Origin of the sequence: Streptomyces sp. NPDC046215 (genome assembly GCF_040646215.1) — a bacterium.
In the GTDB taxonomy this organism is placed as follows: Bacteria; Actinomycetota; Actinomycetes; order Streptomycetales; family Streptomycetaceae; genus Streptomyces; species Streptomyces stramineus.
Genome location: NZ_JBEYZW010000105.1, coordinates 1 through 23104 on the forward strand (window position 1 = coordinate 1; position 23104 = coordinate 23104).

21 protein-coding genes are annotated in these 23104 nt (G+C 72.5%); 5 read left to right on the forward strand and 16 right to left on the reverse strand.

Features of this window, described 5'->3' with window-relative positions:
• Positions 1-183 precede the first annotated feature (183 nt).
• Entirely contained in the window at positions 184-1107 is a 924-nt protein-coding gene (locus ABZ951_RS29895) for a LysR family transcriptional regulator (protein ID WP_344096353.1), read from the reverse strand.
• A gap of 70 nt (positions 1108-1177) precedes the next feature.
• On the opposite strand from ABZ951_RS29895, the gene ABZ951_RS29900 reads away from it, so the two are divergent.
• Positions 1178-2329 carry a TDT family transporter gene (locus ABZ951_RS29900; RefSeq protein WP_344096351.1) on the forward strand — a complete coding sequence of 384 codons (1152 nt, stop codon included), beginning with the start codon at positions 1178-1180 and terminating at the stop codon, positions 2327-2329.
• Here the strand turns inward: ABZ951_RS29900 and ABZ951_RS29905 are convergent.
• The 3 genes from ABZ951_RS29905 to ABZ951_RS29915 all read right to left on the reverse strand — a co-directional run bounded on the left by ABZ951_RS29905 (position 2256) and on the right by ABZ951_RS29915 (position 5965).
• Positions 2256-2987, reverse strand: coding sequence for a helical backbone metal receptor (locus ABZ951_RS29905; RefSeq protein ID WP_344096349.1), 732 nt, complete (start codon positions 2985-2987; stop codon positions 2256-2258). The two genes, ABZ951_RS29900 and ABZ951_RS29905, sit on opposite strands and share 74 nt — an antisense overlap.
• 82 nt (positions 2988-3069) lie before the next feature.
• A complete protein-coding gene (locus ABZ951_RS29910; protein ID WP_344096347.1) occupies positions 3070-4881 on the reverse strand; it encodes an ABC transporter permease/substrate binding protein in 1812 nt (603 codons plus the stop codon).
• The gene (locus ABZ951_RS29915) at positions 4874-5965 is read right to left on the reverse strand and encodes a glycine betaine/L-proline ABC transporter ATP-binding protein (protein ID WP_344096345.1); all 1092 of its coding nucleotides are present in this window, start codon (positions 5963-5965) and stop codon (positions 4874-4876) included. Before ABZ951_RS29915 ends, ABZ951_RS29910 begins: the two co-directional genes overlap by 8 nt.
• 249 nt (positions 5966-6214) lie before the next feature.
• On the opposite strand from ABZ951_RS29915, the gene ABZ951_RS29920 reads away from it, so the two are divergent.
• From ABZ951_RS29920 to ABZ951_RS29930, 3 genes are all read left to right on the forward strand, one after another.
• Positions 6215-7120, forward strand: coding sequence for a 5'-3' exonuclease (locus tag ABZ951_RS29920; RefSeq protein ID WP_344096358.1), 906 nt, complete (start codon positions 6215-6217; stop codon positions 7118-7120).
• Between the two features lie 71 nt (positions 7121-7191).
• Entirely contained in the window at positions 7192-8052 is an 861-nt protein-coding gene (locus ABZ951_RS29925) for a siderophore-interacting protein (protein WP_344096343.1), read from the forward strand.
• Positions 8053-8091: 39 nt separating this feature from the next.
• Entirely contained in the window at positions 8092-8823 is a 732-nt protein-coding gene (locus ABZ951_RS29930; RefSeq protein WP_344096340.1) for a hypothetical protein, read from the forward strand.
• A 319-nt stretch (positions 8824-9142) separates the two neighbouring features.
• On the opposite strand, the gene ABZ951_RS29935 is transcribed toward ABZ951_RS29930, so the two are convergent.
• The 12 genes from ABZ951_RS29935 to ABZ951_RS29990 form a co-directional block, all read right to left on the reverse strand.
• Positions 9143-11974, reverse strand: a complete 2832-nt coding sequence (locus tag ABZ951_RS29935; protein WP_344096338.1) for a DEAD/DEAH box helicase — start codon at positions 11972-11974, stop codon at positions 9143-9145.
• 44 nt (positions 11975-12018) lie between these two features.
• On the reverse strand, positions 12019-12924 hold the full coding sequence (locus ABZ951_RS29940; protein ID WP_344096336.1) for a diacylglycerol kinase: 906 nt from the start codon (positions 12922-12924) through the stop codon (positions 12019-12021).
• Positions 12925-13094: 170 nt separating this feature from the next.
• Positions 13095-14033, reverse strand: coding sequence for a twin-arginine translocase subunit TatC (tatC, locus tag ABZ951_RS29945; RefSeq protein ID WP_344096334.1), 939 nt, complete (start codon positions 14031-14033; stop codon positions 13095-13097).
• A gap of 83 nt (positions 14034-14116) precedes the next feature.
• Positions 14117-14398: a Sec-independent protein translocase subunit TatA gene (gene tatA / locus ABZ951_RS29950; RefSeq protein WP_344096332.1), complete on the reverse strand. Its 282-nt coding sequence runs from the start codon at positions 14396-14398 to the stop codon at positions 14117-14119.
• A gap of 275 nt (positions 14399-14673) precedes the next feature.
• Entirely contained in the window at positions 14674-14880 is a 207-nt protein-coding gene (locus ABZ951_RS29955) for a hypothetical protein (RefSeq protein WP_344096330.1), read from the reverse strand.
• A 98-nt stretch (positions 14881-14978) separates the two neighbouring features.
• Entirely contained in the window at positions 14979-15218 is a 240-nt protein-coding gene (locus ABZ951_RS29960; RefSeq protein WP_344096328.1) for a hypothetical protein, read from the reverse strand.
• Positions 15219-15258: 40 nt separating this feature from the next.
• Entirely contained in the window at positions 15259-16221 is a 963-nt protein-coding gene (locus ABZ951_RS29965; protein WP_344096326.1) for a WYL domain-containing protein, read from the reverse strand.
• Between the two features lie 30 nt (positions 16222-16251).
• Positions 16252-17244, reverse strand: a complete 993-nt coding sequence (locus tag ABZ951_RS29970) for a WYL domain-containing protein (protein ID WP_344096355.1) — start codon at positions 17242-17244, stop codon at positions 16252-16254.
• Between the two features lie 116 nt (positions 17245-17360).
• Positions 17361-17732, reverse strand: coding sequence for an FKBP-type peptidyl-prolyl cis-trans isomerase (locus ABZ951_RS29975; protein WP_344096324.1), 372 nt, complete (start codon positions 17730-17732; stop codon positions 17361-17363).
• A 79-nt stretch (positions 17733-17811) separates the two neighbouring features.
• Positions 17812-18801 carry an FKBP-type peptidyl-prolyl cis-trans isomerase gene (locus ABZ951_RS29980; protein WP_344096322.1) on the reverse strand — a complete coding sequence of 330 codons (990 nt, stop codon included), beginning with the start codon at positions 18799-18801 and terminating at the stop codon, positions 17812-17814.
• A gap of 190 nt (positions 18802-18991) precedes the next feature.
• Positions 18992-20353, reverse strand: coding sequence for a Pup--protein ligase (gene pafA / locus ABZ951_RS29985; RefSeq protein WP_344096320.1), 1362 nt, complete (start codon positions 20351-20353; stop codon positions 18992-18994).
• 9 nt (positions 20354-20362) lie between these two features.
• Positions 20363-21601, reverse strand: coding sequence for an MFS transporter (locus tag ABZ951_RS29990; RefSeq protein WP_344096318.1), 1239 nt, complete (start codon positions 21599-21601; stop codon positions 20363-20365).
• A 411-nt stretch (positions 21602-22012) separates the two neighbouring features.
• On the opposite strand from ABZ951_RS29990, the gene ABZ951_RS29995 reads away from it, so the two are divergent.
• Complete coding sequence (locus ABZ951_RS29995) at positions 22013-22957, forward strand: LacI family DNA-binding transcriptional regulator (RefSeq protein ID WP_361281207.1); 945 nt, start codon at positions 22013-22015, stop codon at positions 22955-22957.
• Positions 22958-23104 lie beyond the last annotated feature (147 nt).

Genomic DNA, 23104 nt, shown 5'->3' on the forward strand with positions numbered 1-23104 from the left:
GGGCCTGTTGTCGGGGCGTAAAGCGAAGCAGCCCCGACAACAGGCCCGCGGAGGCCCACCCCCGCACATTGACAGCCCCGCGCAGCGGACCGGCCCCCCGCAGGGGCAACGGCGCCGCACCCGGCAACGTCGCGGCTACCGCGCCAGCGGCCCCGGCAAACAACGACCAGCCCCCAACAACCCCTATCGCCCAGCGGAAACCGTCAATCCCAGCAGATCCCGCCCCGGCCCGGCCGGCCGCCGGCCAACCGGCCATACCGCACGCAGCGACCGCCCGAGCGCAAGGCCCGACACCGGGATTTCCACCAGCCGGCGCGCCGCGAACTCCTCGCGGACCGCGAGCTCGCTGACCACCGACGCCCCCGCCCCACCCCGCACCGCCGCCCGCAGGGCCGTCGTAGAGCTCAGTTCGAGCAGGGGGTCGGCCAGGCCGCCGTGCGCGGCGAGCGCCGCGTCCAGGACCTGACGCGTGCCCGACCCCCGTTCCCGCAGGATCAAGGGGGTGGCGGCGAGCTCCTCCGCGTCCAGCGGGCCCCCACGGGCCCACCCGTGGGACGGGGCCGTGACGACGACGAGCCGGTCGTGGCCGATCACCGTGCCGTCCAGGCCGGCCGGCTGGCCGGGGCCCTCGACGAAGCCGAGGTCCGCGTCGCCGGCGCGCACGCGTTCCGCCACGGCCTCGGAGTTCCCCGTGGTCAGGGAGACGGCCGTGTCCGGTCGCAGCGCGCGCAGGGCGACGAGCCAGCCGGGCAGCAAGTATTCGGCGATGGTCATGCTGGCGGCCACGCGCAGCCGGGTGTCCCGGCGGGTGCGCAGGGCCTGCGCCCCGGCGTCGAACGCTTCGGCGGCCTCGACGATCCGCCGCGCCCAGTCGGTGACGAGCACCCCGGCGTCGGTCAGCCGTGACCCGCGGGGCGAGCGTTCGACGAGGGCGACGCCCAGCGTGCGCTCCATGTTCCGGATGCGGCTGCTGGCGGCGGGCTGGGTGATGCCGGTCTCCCGGGCCGCGCGGCCGAGGCTGCCCAGCCGGGCCACGGCGAGGAGGAGTTCCAGGGCGCCGAGGTCCGGAACCCGGTGGGCCAGCGGTCCACGTTCCGCATCACTCATCAATCCAGCTTATGTCCTCATAGGTCCGTGCCCCCTGCCGCCCGGCCGCCCCGGCGTTCACCGTAGAGGCATGAGCACGCCCGTCACCTCCCGTCCCGTCCCCCTCGCCGCCCCCCGCCCAGGGGTCCGGCACCTCGGCCCCAACTGGTACGCCACCGTCATGGGCACCGCCGTCGTCGCGACGGCCGGGGCCGCGCTGCCGGAGTGGGCGCGGGGGCCGCGCGAGGCGTACGAGGCGGTGTGGGCGCTGGCCGTCCTGATGCTCCTCGCCCTCCTCGCCGCGCGGGCCGCGCACTGGATCCGCCACCGCGACCAGGCCCGGCGCCACCTCGGCGACCCGGCCGTCGCCCCCTTCTACGGCTGTGCGGCCATGGCCCCGCTCGCCGTCGCCGGTGCCACGCTGTCCGTGGGCCCGGGCGTCATCGGCACGGGCGCCGCGGTGGTGGCCGGGGCGGTGCTGTGGGTGGCCGGGACGGTGCTCGGGCTGGCCGCGGCGGCGGGCGTTCCCCATCTGATGGTGACGCGGCACCAGGTCGACCCGGGCAGCGCCTCCCCCGCGTGGCTGCTGCCGGTGGTCGCGCCTATGGTGTCCGCGGCGGTGGGCCCGGCCCTGGTGGCGCACCTGCCGGCCGGGCAGTGGCGGGAGGCGATGGTGCTGGGCTGTTACGCGCTGTTCGGGATGAGCCTGCTGGCGACCCTGGTCATCCTGCCGGGGGTCTTCTCCCGGCTCGTCCACCACGGGCCGCCGCCCCTCGCGGCGACACCGCTGCTGTTCCTGGTGCTGGGCCCGCTGGGGCAGTCCACGACGGCCGTGAACAACCTCGCCGACGTGGCGCCGGGCGCGGTGGCCGCTCCGTACGCCGGGGCCACGGTGGCGTTCGGGGTGTTGTACGGGGTGCCGGTGCTCGGGTTCGCGCTGTTGTGGCTGGTGCTGGCGGGGGCCATGGTGGTGCGGGCCTTCCGGCGGGGCATGGGCTTCACGATGACCTGGTGGGCCTTCACCTTCCCCGTCGGCACGTGCGTCACCGGCGCCGCGGGGCTCGCCCACCACACCGGGCTGCGGGCCCTCGCCTGGCTCGCGGTGGGCCTGTACGTCCTGCTCGTGGCGGCCTGGGCGGTCGCGGGGGTCCGTACGCTGCGCGGTCTGCTCAGCGGACGGCTGCTCGCAGCGCCGCGGCCAGCACAGCCGGTGCTTCCGTCAGCGAGGGTCCGTACCACGTGAGGTGGCGGCCGCTGAGCAGTGCGCACGGCAGCCCGGGGAACGCCTCCGGGCCGTCGTCGGCGGTGAAGCGGTACGGCTCGTCGGGCAGGACGACCAGCTCCGCTCCACAGGCGTTCAGCTCGCCGACCGGGATGCGCGGGTAGCGCTCGGGGTGCCCGGCGTGGACGCCCACGACGCCGAGCCGGGCGAGGACGTCGCCCGCGAAGGTGTCCCGGCCGAGCACCATCCACGGCCTGCGCCAGATCGGTACGACGGCCCGGAGCCCTGGCACGGCGGGCGACACGTCCCGCCAGGCGTCCTCGGCATCGGCCAGCCAGCCGGGCCGGGCGAGCCCGCAGGCGTGCAGAGCGCGGGCCAGCTCGGTGAAGCCCTGGTCGAGGGTGCGGACCTGGGTGACCAGGACGTTCAGCCCGGCGGCCCGCAGGGCGGCCAGGTCGGCGGCGCGGTTCTCCTCCTCGTTGGCGAGGACGAGGCCGGGCGCGAGGGCCGCGACGCGGCCGGGGTCGGGGTTCTTCGTCCCGCCGACACGGGCGACGTCGAGACCGCCGGGGTGGCTGCACCAGTCGGTGGCGCCGACGAGGAGCTCCGGCGCGGTGGCGGCCACGGCTTCGGTGAGCGAGGGGACGAGGGAGACCACGCGCCGTACGGGGAGGGCCATGGGCGCACCGTACCGGGAGCACGCCGGGCCCCGTCCACCGTCGCGGGGACGGCGGTCGGGGCCCGGCGGGCGGCCCGTGGTGTCAGGAGCGGACGGGCGCGAGCTTGTCGGCCATCTCCGGGTGGGCGTCCAGCCAGCGGCGGGCGGACTCCTTCTCCTTGCCCTTGCCGCCGTTCTGGATCTCCTTCTCCAGGCCGGCGAGGTCGCGCTCCGACATCTTGAAGTCCTTCAGCCAGCCCGCGATCTTCGGGAATTCCTTGGCGAAGTCCTTCTTGCCGACGCTGTGCAGCTGCTCGCCCTTGCCCCAGGCGCCCTTGGGGTCCTTGAGCTTCTTCAGGTCGTGCGCCGCGTAGGCCCAGTGCGGGGACCACAGCGTGGTGACGATCGGTTCCTTCTTCTTGATGGCCCGGTCGAGCTCGGCGAGCATCAGCGGGGTGGAGGACGAGACGACCTTGTACTCGCCGTCCAGCCCGTACTCCTTGAGCACCTTGTCGTTGAGGGTGCCCATCATCCCGGCGCTGGACTCGATGCCGATGATCTTTCCGCCGAACTGCGCGCCCTTGCCCTTGAGGTCGGCGAGCGAGTCGATGCCCTTGACGTAGGACGGCACCGACAGCTCCAGGGAGGTGGGGCCGTACCAGGAGCCGAGGTCGGTGAGCTGGTCGCCGTAGCGGTCCATGTACTGCTTGTGCGTGGTGGGCAGCCAGGAGTCGAACTGCACGTCCATCTGGCCCTGGGCGAGCGCCGTGTACAGCGGCCCGGGGTCGAGCTGCTTGACGTCCGGCTTGTAGCCCCGGTCCTCCAGCAGGTTCTGCCACAGGTAGGTCGTGGCCACGGCCTCGTCCCAGGGGAAGTAGCCGAGCTTGACGCGCTGGCCCTGGCCCACGTTGGCGCCCGCGGCCAGGCTCTGCTTGCCGTCGTCGCTCATGAGGTTCATCCCGCCCGCGACGAGCGCGAGGACCACGACGCCGACGGCCGCGACCGCGGTGCCGGGGCGGTAGCGCAGGACCGCGGCGGAGGCGGAGGCGCGCGCGGTCGCCGCGGCCTTGGCCAGGGAGCGGCGGCCGAGCGGGGAGACCCGCTCGTTGAGGGCGCCGGTCATCCGGTCCAGGTAGATCGCGAGGATGACGACGGCCAGACCGCTCTCGACACCGCTGCCGATGTCGACCTGGGTGACGGCCGCGTACACGGCCTCGCCGAGGCCGCCGGCGCCGGCCATGCCCGCGATGACGACCATGGACAGGGCCAGCATGATGACCTGGTTGACGCCCGCCATGATCGTGGGCAGGGCGAGCGGCAGCTGCACCCGGGTGAGGGTGTCGCGCGGGGTGGTGCCGAAGGCGCGGGCGGCCTCGACGAGCTCGCCGTCGACCTGGCGGATGCCGAGCTCGGTCATCCGCACGCCCGGGGGCATGGAGAAGATGACGGTGGCGAACAGGCCGGGTATGGGCCCGATGGAGAAGAACATGACGCCGGGGATCAGGTAGACGAAGGCGGGCATCGTCTGCATGACGTCCAGGACGGGCCGCAGCGCACCGCTGACGGCGGAGCTGCGCGCCGCCCATATGCCCAGCGGCACGGCCATCAGCAAGGTGATCAGGCTCGCGACGAGCACGAGCGACAGCGTCGACATCGCCTCGTCCCACAGGCCGAAGGAGTCGACGAGCGCGAGGCCCGCGAAGGTGAGCACGGCGGGCACCAGTCCGCGCAGCCACCAGGCGACGACGGCGAGGATGCCGCCCATCAGGAGCGCGTCGGGGGCGCTGAAGACGGCGTTCACGCCGTCGTACATGCCGGTCAGGACGGTGCTGATGGCGTCGAAGAGCCAGTTCAGGTGGGTCTGGAGCCAGGTCACGGCCGACTCCACGGCGTTGCCGAAGTGGATCCTAGGCACCGGCGCTCACTCCAGCCTTCGTGTCGTCCGCCGGAAGTGCGGCGGATATCTCGGGCTGGTCGCCGAGCGCGGCCAGCATCCGGTCGCGGGTGACGACGCCGGCCAGGGCGCCGTCGGCGCCGGTGACGGCTATGGGCGCACCGCTGCGGGCGAAGGGGGCGAACAGCTCGAAGACGGGCGTCGCGGCCGTGACGGTGACGGGCGCGGCGGCCAGCACCTCCCGCGCGCTGCTGCCGGGCTCCGGCGCGTCCATGATCGATCCGGCGGTGAGGACCCGCGAGCGGTCGACGTCCTGGATGAAGGAGGCGACGTAGTCGTTGGCCGGCCGGACGAGGATGTCCTCGGCGGTGCCGTTCTGAACGATCCGGCCGTCGCGCATGACGGCGATCCGGTCGCCCAGGCGCATGGCCTCGTTGAGGTCGTGGGTGATGAAGACGATGGTCTTCTTCAGCCGCGTCTGCAGGTCCAGCAGCTGATCCTGCATGTCACGGCGGATCAGCGGGTCCAGGGCGCTGAAGGACTCGTCCATCAGCAGCAGGTCGGCGTCGGTGGCCAGGGCGCGGGCCAGGCCGACGCGCTGCTGCATGCCGCCGGACAGCTCGTCGGGCCAGGAGTTCTCCCAGCCGCCGAGCCCGGCGAGTTCCAGGGCCTCGGCGGCGCGCCGGTCACGCTCCTCGCGCGGCACGCCCTGCACCTCCAGCCCGTAGGCGGCGTTCTGCAGGACGCTGCGGTGCGGGAAGAGGGCGAAGTGCTGGAACACCATGCTGATGTTCCGCGAGCGCACGGTGCGCAGCTCGCGCGGCGTCAGGGCGGTGAGGTCTCGCCCGTCGTAGAGGACGCGTCCGGCGGTCGGGTCCGACAGCCCGTTGAGCATGCGCAGCAGCGTGGACTTGCCGGATCCGGAGAGACCCATCACCACGAAGATCTGGCCTGCCTCGACCTCGAACGAGGCATCGATGACGGCCGCGGTGGTGCCGTCGGCGCGCAGCTCGTCGCGGGTGGCACCGCTTTCGAGTCGCGCTACCGCGGCTTCGGGTCGTTTGCCGAACACTTTGTACAAGTGCTCAGCCTGGAGCCTGGACACATACACCTCTCGGGTCGAACTCAGCAACGCCCCGGCTTCCCCCTCGCGGGCCGGGGCGTGGAGCGGCGCGGTATCGGTCCGCGTGCCCGTGGCGCATGGGGTCCATGGCGGCGGGGTCCGCTCCGATGCCGCGCCTGCCCATGTTCAAACCGGGCAAACGGAACAGTGATCCAGTTCACACGCCGGGCGGGTGGGCCGGGTGGTGTGTCAGAGGGATGCGGCATGATCGGACCCGTGACGCGACGCCTGATGCTCCTCGACACCGCTTCCCTGTACTTCCGCGCCTATTTCGGGGTGCCGGACACCGTCCGGGCCCCCGACGGCACCCCGGTGAACGCGGTGCGCGGCCTGCTCGACTTCATCGCCCGCCTGGTCCAGGACCACCACCCCGACGACCTGGTGGCCTGCATGGACTTCGACTGGCGGCCGGAGTGGCGGGTCGAGCTGATCCCCACCTACAAGGCGCACCGGGTGGCCGAGGAGGTCGAGGGCGGTCCGGACGAGGAGGAGACCCCCGACACCCTCTCCCCGCAGGTGCCGGTGATCGAGGACGTGCTCGACGCACTCGGCATCGCCCGCGTCGGCGCCGCGGGCTACGAGGCCGACGACGTGATCGGCACGCTCACCGCCCGGGCCACGGGCCCGGTGGACATCGTCACCGGCGACCGCGATCTGTACCAGCTCGTCGACGACCGGCTCGGTCGGCGCGTGCTGTACCCGCTCAAGGGCGTGGGCACCCTCCAGGTCGTCGACGAGGCGCTGCTGCGGGAGAAGTACGGGGTCGACGGCGCGGGCTACGCCGATCTCGCCCTGCTGCGCGGCGACCCCAGCGACGGGCTGCCGGGCGTGCCGGGCGTGGGCGAGAAGACGGCGGCCAAGCTGCTGGCGGCCTACGGCGACCTGGCGGGGATCGTGGCGGCCGCCGCGGATCCGGCGTCGAAGCTGACGCCCGCGCAGCGCAAGCGGCTGGTGGAGGCCGGCCCCTACCTGGCGGTCGCGCCGAAGGTGGTGCGCGTCGCCTCCGACGTGGCGCTGCCGCCCTTCGACGCCGCGCTGCCGTCCGAGCCGCGCGACCCCATGGCCCTGGAGGAGCTGGCGCGGCAGTGGGGTCTGGGCGGGTCCTTGCAGCGGCTCCTCACCGTCCTCGCCGGGTGAACTGTTAAGTTAGGTCTGCCTTACTTACGCTCGATCACGATGCCTTCACCAGCTCGTCAGGGGAGACCGCCATGGCAGACCGTCCGGTCCGGAAGAAGCCGCAGCTCAACCGTGCGCTCGTGCAGCGGACGGAGCGGCTGACGCCGCACATGGTGCGCGTGGTCCTGGGCGGCGAGGGCCTCGCCGACTTCGGGGCGGGCGAGCACACCGACCATTACGTCAAGCTGCTCTTCCCCGTGCCGGGCGTCGCCTACCCGGAGCCGTTCGACATGGAGGTCATCCGCCGGGACCTGCCGCGCGAGCAGTGGCCCAGCACCCGGACGTACACGGTGCGCTCCTTCGACCGCGCGGCGCGGGAGCTGGCCATCGACTTCGTCGTCCACGGCGACGAGGGCCTGGCCGGCCCGTGGGCCGCCGGCGTCGAGCCGGGCGCGGAGGTCTTCTTCCTGGGCCCCGGCGGCGGCTACGCCCCCGACCCGGCCGCCGACTGGCACCTCCTGGCCGGTGACGAGAGCGCCCTGCCCGCCATCGCCGCGTCGTTGGAGCGGATGCCGGCGGGCGCCCGCGTCCACGCCTTCGTCGAGGTCGCCGACGCCGCCGAGGAGCAGCGCCTTCAGCTGCCCGAGGGCATCGAGGTCACCTGGCTGCACCGCTCCGGGGCGCCGGTGGGCGAGGCCCTGGTGAAGGCCGTGTGCGCGCTCGACTTCCCGGCGGGCGACGTGCAGGCGTTCGTCCACGGCGAGGCGGGTTTCGTGAAGGAGCTGCGCCGCCACCTGCGGGTGGAGCGCGAGGTGCCGCGCGAGCGGCTCTCGGTCTCCGGCTACTGGCGCCGCGGCCACGACGAGGACGGCTGGCAGGCGTCGAAGCGCGAGTGGAACCAGCAGGTGGAATCAGAGCAGGAAGCCGGGCGGGGCGGCGCCTCGGCGGCCTGACCTGCGGCTCCCGGTGGGGGCGTGGATATCCTCGCCCCCATGAACCGTGCGCGCACAGCCCTGACGAGCGTGGCCGCGGCCCTGCTCGTCCTCGCCGCCCCCGGCGACGCCTTCGCCGATCCGACGTGGTCGGTGACCGGTGGCGCGCCGACCCAGCGCGGCCGCGAGGCCACGTTCACCGTGACGATCGACGCGGGCACGCTCGACGACAACAACGGCTACGTCACCCTGGAGTCGCCCGCGTTCGCCAAGAAGGTCAAGATCAAGGCGAAGCGGTTCCGGGAGGGCAAGAACGGGGTCCTCTACGCCCGGGGCGCGGGCATGGTGCTGTGCGACATCACGCCCGGCCGCTATCCGGTGGCGCTCAAGGAGCACGGGGAGGGCGAGGCCCTGGACACCGTGGACCTGACGGTCGTGCGGGAGATGGACCCCGGCAACCGTGACTTCTGCGCCGGTCCGCAGAGCTACGACGACGCCGTCGACAAGACCAGCGAGGACGCGCTGGAGGACGAGGACGACGAGGGTGACGAGGGTGACGAGGGCGAGGACGGCGGCGTCGGCACCGGCACTCTCGTCGCGGTGAGCGGCGGCTCCGCCCTCCTGGCCGCGGCCCTGGCCTGCGCCGGGACCTACGCGCTGCTGCGCCGACGCGGCCGCCCGGCCGCGCACCGGCCGGACGCCGACCCGACAGACACCGACGCGCGGGACACCGACCCGAAGGGCACCGACCCCAAGGGTGCCGGCCCGAAGGGCACCGACCAGCCGTCCTGACCGGGCCGCTCCCGCGAAGGCCCGCACTCCTGGCCCCCGGCCCTGGCGCGCGCACGGACCTGCGCGCTGCTGCGCCGACGCGGCCGTCCGGACGGGCCGGACCCGGGCCGAACGGACACCGACCAGCCGGACGCCGACCCGAAAGAGCAGTGACCGGTCCGCTCCCGCGAAGCCCCGCACTCCCGGCCCCGGCCCGCGCCGGGACCGCTCGGCCACCTACCGCCCGGCGCCGATACGCAGGACGCCGGACCGAGAACTCCCGCGAAGCCCCGCCAAGGGCCCCGGCCGCCGGCCGGGGCCCTTAGGGCGTGTCTTACGGTCAGCCCACGGAGGAGTACGCGACCACGCCGCGCAGCAGGCCGTCCACGGCCTTGCGCGCGTTGCGCGCGACCGGGCTGCCCTGCGGGGCCGCCTGGGCGATCTGGCCGAGGACGTCGATCAGCTGCTTGCACCAGCGCACGAAGTCACCGGCCGGCATCTCGATCTCCCGGAGCACCTCGTCCAGGCCGTGCCCGGACGCCCAGCGGAAGGCCGCCCACGCGAAGCCGAAGTCCGGCTCGCGCTGGCCGACGCCCTCCGTCTGGTTGATCTTGTGCTCTTCCTCCAGCGCGTCCAGCCGGCCCCAGATGCGGACCATCTCGGCCAGCGCCTCCTTGGCCGGGCCGGTGGGCAGCTTCGGCGGTGCCGCGTCGTCGGCGGCCCGGGCCTCGTAGACCAGGGCGGACGCGCAGGCCGCCAGCTCGGCGGGCTTGAGGGCGTCCCAGACGCCCTCGCGCAGGCACTCGGAGGCCAGCAGATCCAGCTCGCCGTAGAGCCGTGCCAGGCGCTTGCCGTCCTCGGTCACCTCGTCGGCCCGCAGGTAGCCCAGGCCCGTGAGGAGCGCGCAGATGCGGTCGAAGGTGCGGGCGATCGTGTTCGTGCGGCCCTCGATGCGGCGCTCCAGCTGGCGGGTGTCCCGCAGCAGCCGGTGGTAGCGCTCGGCCCAGCGGGCGTGGTCCTCGCGCTCGTCGCAGCCGTGGCACGGGTGCGCGCGCAGGGCCGTGCGCAGCCGGGCGATCTCGGTGTCGTCGGCGGCGGCCGAGCGGTCCTTGCGGTGCCGGCCCGGCTCGATGTGCCCGGCCTTCGTCCGCAGGGCGGACGCCAGGTCGCGCCGCGACTGCGGGGAGCGGGCGTTGAAGGACTTGGGGACGCGCATCCGCTCCAGCGGCTCGACCGGAACCGGGAAGTCGATCGCCGCGAGGCGCTTGACCTGCCGCTCCGCGGTCAGCACGAGCGGGCGCGGCCCGTCCTGGGGGTCCGGGCCGCGGTGGCGGTCCGTGCGGCCGGCGGGCAGCCCGGGGTCCAGCACCAGCGCCAGGCCCGCGAACTTGCCCGTCGGCACGTGGATCACGTCGCCGGGCTTGAGCTTCTCCAGCGCCGCCGCGGCGGCGGCCCGGCGCTGGGTGGCGCCCCGCTTGGCGAGCTCGGTCTCCCGGTCCTTCAGCTCCCGGCGCAGCCGCGCGTACTCCTCGAAGTCCCCGAGGTGGCAGGTGACGGACTCGCGGTAGCCCGCGAGCCCCTCCTCGTTCTTCTGCACCTGCCGGGAGATGCCGACGACGGACTTGTCCGCCTGGAACTGGGCGAAGGAGGTCTCCAGCAGCTCCCGCGAACGGTGCCGCCCGAACTGCGAGACGAGGTTGACCGCCATGTTGTACGAGGGCTTGAAGCTGGAGCGCAGCGGATATGTGCGCGTACCGGCCAGGCCCGCGAGGGCTTCGGGGTCCATGGCGCGCTGCCACAGCACCACCGCGTGCCCCTCGACGTCGATGCCGCGCCGCCCTGCGCGGCCCGTCAGCTGGGTGTACTCGCCGGGGGTGATGTCGGCGTGCTGCTCGCCGTTCCACTTGACGAGCTTCTCCAGCACGACCGAGCGGGCCGGCATGTTGATGCCCAGGGCGAGGGTCTCGGTGGCGAAGACCGCCTTGACCAGGCCCTGGACGAACAGCTCCTCGACGACCTCCTTGAAGGTCGGCAGCATGCCGGCGTGGTGCGCGGCGATGCCCCGCTCCAGGCCCTCCAGCCACTCGAAGTAGCCCAGGACGTGCAGGTCCTCGTCGGGGATGGAGGCCGTGCGCTCCTCGACGATCTCCCGGACCCTGGCCCGCGCGTCGGTGTCGTTGAGCCGCAGCCCGGCGTACATGCACTGCTGCACGGCGGCCTCGCAGCCGGCCCGGCTGAAGATGAAGGTGATGGCGGGCAGCAGGCCCTCGGCGTCGAGCCGCTCGATGACCTCGACCCGGCTGGGCGTCCAGATGCGGCTGCGCTGGCGGCGCTCGCGCTCGCGGTCCGCCTCGCGCAGCATCTTGCCGCGCCGGCGGTCGCGGCCGGCGGCGAAGGGGCGGCTGTTCTCCATCCGGGCCAGCCGCACCAGGTCGGGGTTGACCTCGCGGCGGCCCGCGCCCGGCGTGCCCTCGGGGCTGTCCTTCTCCTCGAAGAGGTCGTACATCCGCCGTCCGGCCAGGACGTGCTGCCACAGCGGCACGGGCCGGTGCTCGGAGACGATCACTTCGGTGTCGCCGCGCACGGTGTCCAGCCAGTCGCCGAACTCCTCGGCGTTGGAGACGGTGGCCGAGAGGGAGACCAGGGTCACCGACTCGGGGAGGTGGATGATGACCTCTTCCCAGACGGCGCCGCGGAAGCGGTCGGAGAGGTAGTGCACCTCGTCCATCACCACGTAGCCGAGGCCGACGAGTGCCTGGGAGCCCGCGTAGAGCATGTTGCGCAGGACTTCGGTGGTCATGACGAGCACCGGGGCGTCGGCGTTGACGCTGTTGTCACCGGTCAGCAGGCCGACCTTGTCGGCGCCGTAGCGCTTGACGAGGTCGCTGTACTTCTGGTTCGACAGCGCCTTGATGGGCGTGGTGTAGAAGCATTTGCGGCCCTGGGTGAGGGCCAGGTGGACGGCGAACTCGCCCACGATGGTCTTTCCCGAACCGGTCGGCGCCGCGACCAGCACGCCCTTCCCGGCTTCCAGAGCCTTGCAGGCTTCTATCTGGAAGGGGTCCAGTTCGAATTCGTACATCTCGCGGAAGGGGGCGAGCGCGGTGGCCTGCTCCGCGGCGCGGAGCCGCGAGAGGGCGTAGCGCTCAGCAGGGGACATGTCGTCGGTCATCTTGTGTACGAGCCTACCGGCCGCCTCTGACAGACACCCGATCTTTATGCAGCTCCCAGGATCCGCACGGCACCCGGCACGGTTTCGGCGGTCAGCGGCAGCGGGCCCAGCGGTTCACCGTCCGCGTACCCGGTGCCACCGTCCGTTCCCGCGGGCGTCTCCAGCCTCACGCGGGCCGCGCGGTGCACGGTGACCTTCGGGTGGTCGAGATGGGTGCCCCGGTACACCTTGGGGAAGACCCGCAGCAGCGTCGAGCGGCTGCACGGGCCGACGACGGTGATGTCGAACAGCCCGTCGTCCATGCGGGCACCGCCGCAGATGCGCATGCCCCCGCCGTAGGAGGTGCCGTTGCCGACGGCGACGAGCGTCGCCTCGACGCTCAGCGCGGGCCCGTCGTCGAGGGTGATCCGGTACGGGACCGGGCGGAGCGCCGCCAGCTCGGCGACCAGCGCCACGTCGTACCGCAGCCGTCCGGTGGGGAACCGCAGCCGGTTGCCCCGGTCGTTGACCCGGGAGTCGAAGCCGGAGGCGAGGACCGTCCCGAACCACGTCTCCCCCACCCGCCCCAGGTCCACGGGGCGGCCCCCGTCGCCCTTGAGGGCCTCGGCGGCGGCCCGCGCCGCGCCGGCGGGGTCGCGCACGGGCAGCCCGAGCGCGCGGGCGAAGTCGTTGCCGGTGCCGACCGCGACGACACCGAGCGGGGTGGGCGTCCCGGCGGTGGCCTGGAGGGCGAGGGAGACCACGCCGTCGCCACCGACGGCTATCAGCGCGCCCGTGCCGGCCGCCACCGCCGCCCGCGCCCGCCGCAGCGCGTCGGAAGCGTTCTCGCCCAGGACGGTACGGACGGAGAAGCCCGCGTCCCGGAGCACCCGGGCCGCCGGCTGCGCGGATCGCGCGCCGCGGCCGCGGCCTGCCGCGGGGTTGACGAACAGGGTGATGTCGCTGGTCACCCACGGACCTTACCGGGCGCTCGCACCTGAGGAGCCGGTGCGGGCCGGCTCTGAGACGGGCTCGGCGCGGTCCTGTGCGGTTCAGCCGCGCCCCTGTAGGAGCGCGGCTGAACCGCGCGACCGGCCACCGCGCACCCGCGGATGGCGTGCCCGGCTCCCGCGCGGAGCGCTCAGGTCACGTCGTCGTAGCCGCCGCGGCGGGCCGGCTGCCGGCCGCCGCCGACCTGCCGGTCGTCCAGCGCGGGCATCGGCTCGGAGTCGCCGAGGGGCTGCGGCGCCAGGTCCAGCGGTGCCGCCTCGTCGTCGTCCAGCAGGGCGTCGGGGTTGTTCCGGGCGCGGCGCTTGTCGTTGAGGAGCGAGAATCCGACCGCGCCGAAGTACAGCACGATGATCGGGACGGCGAGGACGCACATGCCGAAGGGGTCGGTGCTCGGGGTGGCGATCGCGCCGAAGACGAAGATGCCCATGATGACGCCGCGCCACCACTTGGCCATGGTCTTGCCGGTGACCATGCCGACCATGTTCATCATCACGAGGATCAGGGGCAGCTCGAAGGCCAGACCGAAGACGAGGATCATCCGGACGGTGAAGTCGAGGATGTCGCTGAGGCTGAGGGTGTTGGCCGCCGCCTCCGGGGTAATGCTCAACAGCACCCGCATGCTGGTGGGCATGATGACGTAGGCCAGGTAGGCGCCCGCGACGAAGAGGGGGGCCGCCGTCGCCACGAAGGCGACCGTGTACTTCTTCTCGTTCTTGTGCAGACCGGGCGCGAGGAACGCCCACAGCTGGTAGAGCCAGACCGGGGAGGAGACCGTGACGCCGGCGAGCAGGCACACCTTGACCACTGTCGTGAACGGCCCGGCCATGGAGTTGAACGTCAGGACCGCGCAGTTGCCGCCGTGGCTCCGGGCCAGGTCGCGGTCGGGGCACGTGGGCACGGGCTTGGCCAGGAACTCCATGATGTCCTGGTTGTAGATCGCGGCGATCAGGGCGACCACGACGATGGCCAGGACCGCCTTCGCCAGGCGGTTCCGCAGTTCCCGCAGGTGCTCCCCGAGCGGCATCCGCCCCTCGGGGTCCTTCTCCTTCTTGCGGGCGGACTTGAGCAACCCACGTCCCTATCTCGTGCGGCAGGCGGACGCCCGGGGCGGCCGGCCCGATCCCTCGGTCAGTACTGGATCCGGAGCGCGCTTCAGTGCTGCGCGGTGCGGTCGCTCGGCTCGTTCACCGGGCGGGCACCGGTGACATCACCGGGAGCGGCCTTGATCGTACGGGGCGTGGTGGAGGCCGGCGGGTCGGCCGGGGCCGCGGCGCTGTCCTGGCCTTCCGACTTCATCGCCTTGGCCTCGCTCTTGAGGATCCGGGCGGACTTGCCGAGGGAGCGCGCCATGTCCGGAAGCTTCTTCGCACCGAACAGCAGGACGATGACGACGAGGATAAGAATGATCTCGGGGGCGCCGAGCCTTCCGAACATATGCGTGTACCTTCTCACCGAAGCGGCATGGATGTGGGCGCTGCCCACTGATCGGACATTTGTCCACCAGTCGTACGGCAGCGATCGTAACGCGCAGGGGTAAACGGTGAGCAATCCCTGGGCGTACTCCCGGATGGGACCCTCCGCCTCGTCAACAGGGCCACCCGAAACAGCGTACCGCCAGGTACCGGGACGCAGGGGAGAGCTGTGCCCGACCTTGTCACACTCCAGCCGGTACCAGACCACTTCCCGACCGGTTCGCCACCGGACCTGGATTAATCCTGGCGCATGGTGTTCGAGGTCTGCTGGGCGAGCGGGGTCGCCGCCCGTTCGAGGTCCTCAGCGGCCCGGGTGATGCGCAGCGAGCTCTCGGACACCTGCCGCGCCAGCCGCCGCACCTCCACGAGGACCCGGGCGGCGAGCACCCCGAGGACGGCGATGCCACAGAAGGCGAGGACGACGGCGAGCATGGGCCAGAACATGGAGCGAGCCTATCGGGGCGGAAAAGAGCGGAAGAGATGGCCGAAATGTGCGCGTCCGGTGTGCGGGGCCTGCCCGCACCCGGGACGCGCGCCGGGAGTCAGAGGGAGGAGTGCAACCGCAGCGTGCTCACTCCGCCACCGGTCAGCAGCTCGATGATCCGCTCACCGGCCGGCTTGCGGACCGCGACACCGCAGTCCGGACACGTGAAGGAGTAGAACGTGGTGCGGTCGCTCCCCCCGATCGCCAGCCGCAACGCCGGCGCCGCCAGCTCGAAACGGCCCCGGCAGTCGGGACAGGCCGCCTTGAAGACCGCGGCCACCGCCGCTCGCGCGTCCACCGTCACATCCCCTCTTTCCCGTCTTCCCCGTCTCTCCGCCTCACTCGCCGTACGCCGCGAGCGCCTCACGAGCCGCGTCCCGGGCGCTCTCCGCCAGATCCGGCGGGGAGACGATCCGCCCGTCCCGGCCCAGCCGCAGCGCCAGCCGGCGCAGGGAAGCCGGGTCGGGAGTGCGCAGCGTGATCCGCAACCCGCCGCCCGGCAGCTCGTCGGCGCTGTCGTGCGGGTAGTACTCGGCGACCCAGCGCCCGCCCGGACCCACCTCGACGACGACCTCGGGATCCTCCGCGGCCGGCTGCACCAGCCCCTCGGACAAATCGCGCAGCTCCACCGGAGGCGGGTCGGACTGCTCGTCCAGGAGCCTGATCTCGGCCACCCGGTCCAGACGGAACGTGCGCCGCGCCTCCGACAACCGGCACCACGCCTCCATGTAGGTGTGCCCGACGGCGAACAGCCGGATCGGATCCACCTCGCGCTCGGTCAGCTCGTCCCGCGCGGGTGAGTAATAGCGCAGCCACACCCGGCGCCGCTCGGCGATCGCCCGGTCCACATCGGCGAACACCCCGCCCTCGGACTCGAACGTCACCGACAGCCGCGAGCTGGCGCCCGCCGCCTCCCCGGCCGCCGTCTCGACCTTGGCGGTGGCCCGCACCAGGGCCTGCCGGTCGCTCTCCCGCAGCCCCGGCAGGGTCGCGACGGCGCGCGCGGCCACCAGCAGCGCGGTCGCCTCGTCGGCGGCGAGCCGCAGCGGCTCACCGGTGCTGGTGCCCGAGGCGTCGGGGTTGTGCCACCAGATGCGGTCGCCGTCGGTGTCGATGTCCAGCAGGTCACCCCCGCGGAAGCTGGTGCCGCACATCGGCAGCACGTCGAGGTCACCGATCAGCTCGTCCTCGGTGATCCCGAAGGCCCGCGCCACATCGGTGACCCGGGCGCCTGGGCGCTCCCGCAGATAGGTGACCAACGACAGCATCCGCCGCGTCTGGTCAATGGCGTTTCCGGCCATAAGAAGTCGGTCCCGTTCCCTTCGCCCTGCTCAGCCCTTGGCCACGGCACGCAGCCGGTCCAGCACATCGGTCCGCAGCTCGGCCGGGCCGAGCACGATCACATCGGGACCGAACTCCACCAGCCAGGCGTCCAGGCCGTGCCCGTACGGAATCTCCAGCTCGTCCCAGCCGTCACCCAGAGCACGCGTGGTGACCGCGCGGGCACGCAGCGGATAGCCGTGCCCCGCCCGCACCTTGATCCGGGCGGTGCCCGTCGCCTTCTCCCCCGCCCACGCCTCGACCGTCTCGCGGACCGTCACGTGGTCGGGCACGGGAGCGGTGAAGGGGACACCGCGGGAGCGGACCTTGCCGGTGATCCGGGAAAGCCGGAAGACCCGCTCCGCCCCCCGGTCACGATCCCAGCCCGCCAGGTACCAATGGCCCCGGCAGCACTCCAGGGTCCACGGCTCGACGTGCCGCTGCTCCGGGCGGGCCGCGTTGGCCTTGCGGTAGTCGAAGGTGACCGGCCGGCGGTCCCGGGCGGCGAGCATCAGCGGCTCGAACGCGGCCTCGTGGGCCGGGATCCGCGGCTCCAGGGCGCTGTGTCCGCCGTACGGATCCTCCGCGAGCGGCATCCCGGCGGCGCGCAGCTTCTGCAGCGCCCCGCTGGCCGCACCTGCCAGCCGCGCCTGCTGCCACACCTTCGCGGCCAGGCCCAGGGCGGCGGCCTCCTCGACGTCGAGCGTGATGGCCGGCAGCCGGTTGCTGTCACGGCGGGCCAGGTACCCCGTCTCGCCGTCGACGCTCTCCACGGTCTCGATGATCAGACCGAGCTCACGCAGGTCGTCCTTGTCGCGCTCGAACATCCGGTTGAAGGCGTCATCACCACCGGAGGGCACGTCCGAAGCCCCGGCCCTCCCCGGCCCGAACGCCTCGATGTACGCCTCGATCGAGGTCCGCAACTCCCGCTTGCTGAGCGGACGACGCGTGCCCAGCAGGCACAGCGCCAGGTTCATCAGCCGCTCGGCCTTGGCGATCGCCATCGACGCCCTCTCTACTTGTGCTCTCAACCGCTGACCGTACCGCCCACGGCTCCTCCGGCAAAAGCCGAGGGCCCATGCCCGCAGGCATGGGCCCTCGGCCCGCTGTCACGGCCGGGTCAGACGGAGACCAGGTCGCAGACGAAGATCAGCGTCTCGCCCGGGGCGATCGCGTTCCCGGCGCCACGGTCGCCGTAGGCGAGGTGAGCGGGGATGATCAGCTCGCGGCGGCCGCCGACCTTCATGCCCTGGACACCCTGGTCCCAGCCGGCGATGACCTGGCCGACACCCAGCTGGAACTGCAGCGGCGCGCCACGGTTCCAGCTCGCGTCGAACTCCTCGCCGGAGGAGAAGGCCACGCCCACGTAGTGGACCTTGACCATGTCCCCGGCCTTGGCGACGGCGCCGTCGCCCTCCCAGATGTCCCGGATCTTCAGGTCGGCCGGCGGCTCGCCACCCGGGAAGTCGATCTCGGGCTTGTCGATGCTCACGAAAGTGCTCCTACGAACGAATCTTGTAGACAACCGTGCAAGTCTGGCAGATCCCGACCCGCAGATCGGACCGCGAGGGTCAGACCTTGCCGACGATGTCCACGATGAAGACCAGGGTGTTCTTGGCCAGCTCGCTGCCCTGCTGACCGCCGTAGGCCAGGCCCGGCGGGATCACCAGCTCGACCCGGTCCCCGACGCGCTTGCCGACCAGGCCCTTGTCCCAGCCCTGGACGACCGAGCCGGTACCGATCTGGAAGGCCGTGGCGCCGCCGTGGTCCCAGGAGGAGTCGAACTTCTTGCCGTCCTCCCACTTCACGCCCGTGTACTGGGCGATCAGGCCGTCACCGGCCTTGACCTCCGGGCCGGTGCCCTTGATCAGCACCTGCTCCTTGAGGTCCGCCGGCGCCTTCTCGTCCTTGGGGATGGTGATCTCGGCGGCCTTCTGCCCGTCGGCCTTCGCCTCGGGCATGCCCGCGTCCGGCTTGGCCTGCTCGCCCTTGGCCTCGGCCTTGGCGTCGACCTTCTGGGCCCCGACGACATCGACGATCCACACCAGGCCGTCGTCCGGCTGCAGGCCCAGCTGCGGGTTCACCTGCTCGCCGATCGTCTCCTTGACCGTGCCCTGCACCTCGACCCGGCTGCCGGCCTTCTGGCCGACCAGCGCCTCCGCCACCTTGGTGAGCGGGCTCTGGCCCGGCTTGCCGATCTGGACGACCTCCTGGCGCCGCGGCGCCTTGTCGTCGGGCTTCTGCCCCGGGGCGTCCCACGAACTGCCGAGCATCTTGCCGTCCTTCAGGCTGTGCGCGACGAAGTCGGCCCGGAGGAAACCATCCTTCTCCACCTTGTCGCCCTTGCCCTCGACAAGGGTCTCGGTGACGAGCTTGTCGCCGGCCTTGGCGTCCTTGGGAACGGTGATCTCGGGCTTCTCCCCGAACTTCCCCTTCACCGTCACCGCGGCACCGGAGTCGGACGAGCCACCGTCGTCATCGGACCCGCACGCGGCGGTGAACAGCAGGACAGGCACGGCCAACGCCGCAGCGAGGCGGCGCGTGTTCTTCGTGAGGTTCATCAGTCCAACTCGGGCTAGGGGGGTGGCTGAGCAGTCCCGCCACTCTACGGCCTGTGCCAGGACGATCAACCCTGCCCGACACGGCCGCGCGCCGGGCCCCGAAAGGCCCGGCGCGCGGTCACGCCCGGAGATCGAACCGGAGGAGCCCCGAGGAACCCTGACGGGCCCCGACGAGCCCTGACGAGCGCCGTCACATCCCGGCGATCAGCTTCTCCACCCGGTCGTCCACCGACCGGAAGGGGTCCTTGCACAACACCGTGCGCTGCGCCTGGTCATTGAGCTTCAGGTGCACCCAGTCGACCGTGAAGTCCCGGCGCTGCTCCTGCGCCCGGCGGATGAAATCGCCGCGCAGCCGGGCCCGCGTGGTCTGCGGGGGCACCGACTTCCCCTCGAAAATCTTGAGGTCATTGCATACCCGGGCCGCCCGGCCCCGCTTCTCCAGCAGGTAGTACAGGCCCCGGCGGCGGTGGATGTCGTGGTAGGCCAGATCTATCTGAGCGACCCTCGGGTGGGACATGGTGATGTTGTTCTTCGCCCGGTACTGCTCGATGAGCTGGTACTTCATCACCCAGTCGATCTCGGTGGAGATGCGGTCCAGGTCCTCGTCCCGGATGGCCTCCAGGGTGCGGCCCCACAGCTCCAGGACCCGCTCGACGGTGCCCGTGCGGATGCCGCGGCGCTCGCAGAAGTCCACGGCCTTCTCGTAGTACTCCTGCTGGACCTCAAGGGCGGAGGCTTCCCGGCCGCTGGCGAGGCGCACCTTTCGCCTGCCGGTGATGTCGTGGCTGACCTCGCGGATCGCCCGGATCGGGTTCTCCAGCGTCAGATCGCGCATCACCGTGCCCGCCTCGATCATGCGCAGGACGAGATCGGTGGCACCGACCTTCAGCAGCATGGTCGTCTCGGACATATTGGAATCGCCGACGATCACATGCAGCCGCCGGTAGCGCTCGGCGTCGGCGTGCGGCTCGTCACGGGTGTTGATGATGGGACGCGAGCGGGTCGTCGCGGAGCTGACGCCCTCCCAGATGTGCTCCGCGCGCTGGCTCACGCAGTAGACCGCCCCCCGCGGCGTCTGGAGCACCTTCCCGGCGCCGCACAACAGCTGCCGGGTCACGAGGAACGGGATGAGGATGTCCGCGAGCCGGGAGAACTCACCGTGCCGGGCCACGAGGTAGTTCTCGTGGCAGCCGTAGGAGTTTCCCGCCGAATCGGTGTTGTTCTTGAACAGATAGACGTCGCCCGCGATCCCCTCCTCGTGCAGGCGCCGTTCGGCATCGACGAGCAGTCCTTCGAGAATGCGCTCGCCCGCTTTGTCGTGGGTGACCAGCTCGGTCACGCTGTCGCACTCCGGAGTTGCGTATTCGGGGTGCGACCCCACGTCCAGGTAGAGACGAGCACCATTGCGCAGGAAGACGTTGCTGCTGCGGCCCCAGGAAACGACACGGCGGAAGAGGTAGCGCGCCACTTCGTCAGGTGACAGTCGGCGCTGTCCCCTGAACGTGCACGTGACGCCGTACTCGTTCTCCAGCCCGAAAATGCGGCGGTCCATGACTGAACATTACGCCTGATGCCCTGCTGTGAAACCGGGTTCGACAGCACCACTTCGATCATTTTCCGACCGCGCCACGACCGGGGAGACCACCAGCGGCGCCGCGAGGGCCCGCCGGGCCACCAGCATCACCAGGAGGGCGACCGCACCGCTGCCCACCGCGACCGCGAAGCCCGCCCGGGCGCCGCCGTACTCGACCGCCGGACCCACGAAGGCCGTGCCGATCGCGGCGCCCACGCCGAACGAGGTGACCAGCCAGGAGAACGCCTCGGTGACCGTGCCGCGCGGCGCGTGCCGGTCCACGACGACGAACGCGCACGCCAGCGCCGGTGCCAGGAAGATGCCCGCCACCCCGGCCAGCACCACCATCGCCCCGACGCCCGGGACGATCAGCAGCGGCACGTAGAAGAGGGCGAGCCCGGCGACGAGCAGCCGCAGCCGCTTCTCGGGCGTGCCGGCCCACTGCCGCGCGCCGTAGACCGAACCACCGATGAGGGCACCCACACCGAGGGCCGCCAGCAGGTAGCTGGCGACGTTGTCGTCGTGGTGCGCGTCACCGTAGGCGACCGCCGCGACGGCGATCGAGCCGAGCGCCGAGCCGATGAAGAAGAACGTGCTGAGCAGCACCAGGAGCCCGCGCGAGCGCAGCGCCCCCAGCCAGTGCGCCTCACGGGGCTCGCTGCGCCACTTGCGCGACGGCGGCGAGGAGACGACGGCGAGCGCGCCCAGCACGCCCAGCAGGTTCAGGACGAGCAGCGCGGCGGTCTCGGACCAGTAGGCGATGAGCCGGTTGACGATCAGCGGGCCGACCACGTAGATCAGCTCCTGCGCTATCGCGTCGAGGGAGTACGCGGCGTGGATGTCGTCCTCGCTCTTGAGGACGGACGGCCACAGGGCGCGCAGCCCGCCCTCCAGCGGGGGCGTGAAGAGGCCCGCCACGATCACGAAGAGGTAGGACAGGGGCAGCGGGTCCAGACCGACGACGGTGAAGAGGACCATGCCGAGGGCCGCCAGGATCGCGGACGGCAGGATGACCCGCGGCTGGCCGAGGATGTCGACGGCCCGGCCGAGCAGCGGCTGCCCGACGGCGTTGGCGACACCGTAGGCGGCCGACAGCGCACCGGCGAGAATGTAGCCGCCGCCCTCGGAGCGGACGAAGAGCACGATCGCCAGGGCGGCGGTCGCGTTGGGCAGCCGTCCCACGAGGGTGCCGGTCAGCAACCGTGCCGCATGCTTCGTTCTGAGCATCTCGACATAACCGCCACCCGCCGACGCCATGGTCCGCCTCTCGTTCGGCCGGTCGTTTTCGACCGAGCCACTCCGGTTTTACGTATAACTAGCGACGTTATACGTACCATGGCCGGAGCCCACGGGTCCAACCCTGGGGGCAGGCGAGCGGGGAGACAGCCAGTGACCAGCCCAGTGACCAGCAAAGACGGCAACGACGACGGCCGGCCGGCAGCGGCGGCCGGACCGGCGGCGGGCGCCGGTGCCGGGATCGGGGCCGACGGGCACGGCGAACCGCTCCCCGGCGACGCGCGCGACGTCCCGCCCGGCGGCCGCTGGCCCAGCATCCGGGGCCCCCGGACCGGCGCCCGGGCCACCAGCCGGGACGTCGCGCGGGTCGCCGGCGTCTCCCAGGCCACCGTCTCACTCGTCATGGGCGAGAAGTGGCGCGGCCGCGTCTCCGAGCCCACCGCGGAGGCCGTGCGCTCGGCCGCCCGGAGCCTGGGCTACCGCCCCAACCTCGCCGCCCGCAACCTCCGGCTCGGCCGGACCCGGACGGCCCTGCTCGTCGTCCCCGCGCTCACCAACGAATTCTTCGCCCGGGTCTACACCGGCGCCGCCCGCGTGGCCGCCGAGCACGGCGTGGGCGTCCTGCTCTACCCCTCCCCCGAGGGCGTCGGCCCCGCGCGCGACCCCTTCGCCTCGGCCCGCGCGACCCTCGACGGCGTCATCGCCTCCTCCATGGCCGCCGACGCCCTGGCCGCCCTCAGGGAAGGCGGCCTCCCCCTGGTCATGCTCGACAGCGACCCCGGGCGGGCGGAGACCGCGGCCACCGTCAACCTCGACATCGCCGACGGCATGCGGCAGGTGGCCGGGCACCTGCTCGCCCTGGGACACCGCCGCTTCACCCACCTCGCCGCGGACATCGACTCCTGGACCTTCCACGTGCGGGCCGAGGCACTGGCCGCCGCCCTGCGCGACGTCCCCGGCACCGAGCTGCGGACCGAGCCGGCGGCCATGAGCGTCGCCGACGGGCTCCGGGCCGCCGAGCGGGCCCTGACCCGGCCCGGCCCCCGCCCGACCGCCCTGATCTGCGACGACGACATCCTGGCCGCGGGCGCCTGCAAGGCCGCCCGGCGGCTGGGACTGCGCGTGCCCGACGACGTGTCGGTCACCGGCTTCGACGACCTCTCCCTCGCTACGGCCGTGGAGCCGGAGCTGACGACGGTCCGGCTGCCCGCGGAAGCCGTGGGCGAGGCGGGCATGCGCGCCCTGACGGCCGTCCTCGACGACCGCCCGGTGGCCGCGCAGGCCCTGCCGGTAGAGCTCGTGGTCCGCGGCACCACCGCGCCCCGCGCGCCGGGGCCTGCCGGATGAGTCTCCGGCTGCGGACCCGCCGGTGCCGCCTGCGGCGGCGGGCTCCCTGCGGGCGCGTCCCCAAATGCCGGACGGGCTGACAGTGGCTGAGCTCAGCCACTGTCAGCCCGACCGGAGGCTTTACCACGACCCGCCGGAAGACCCTAG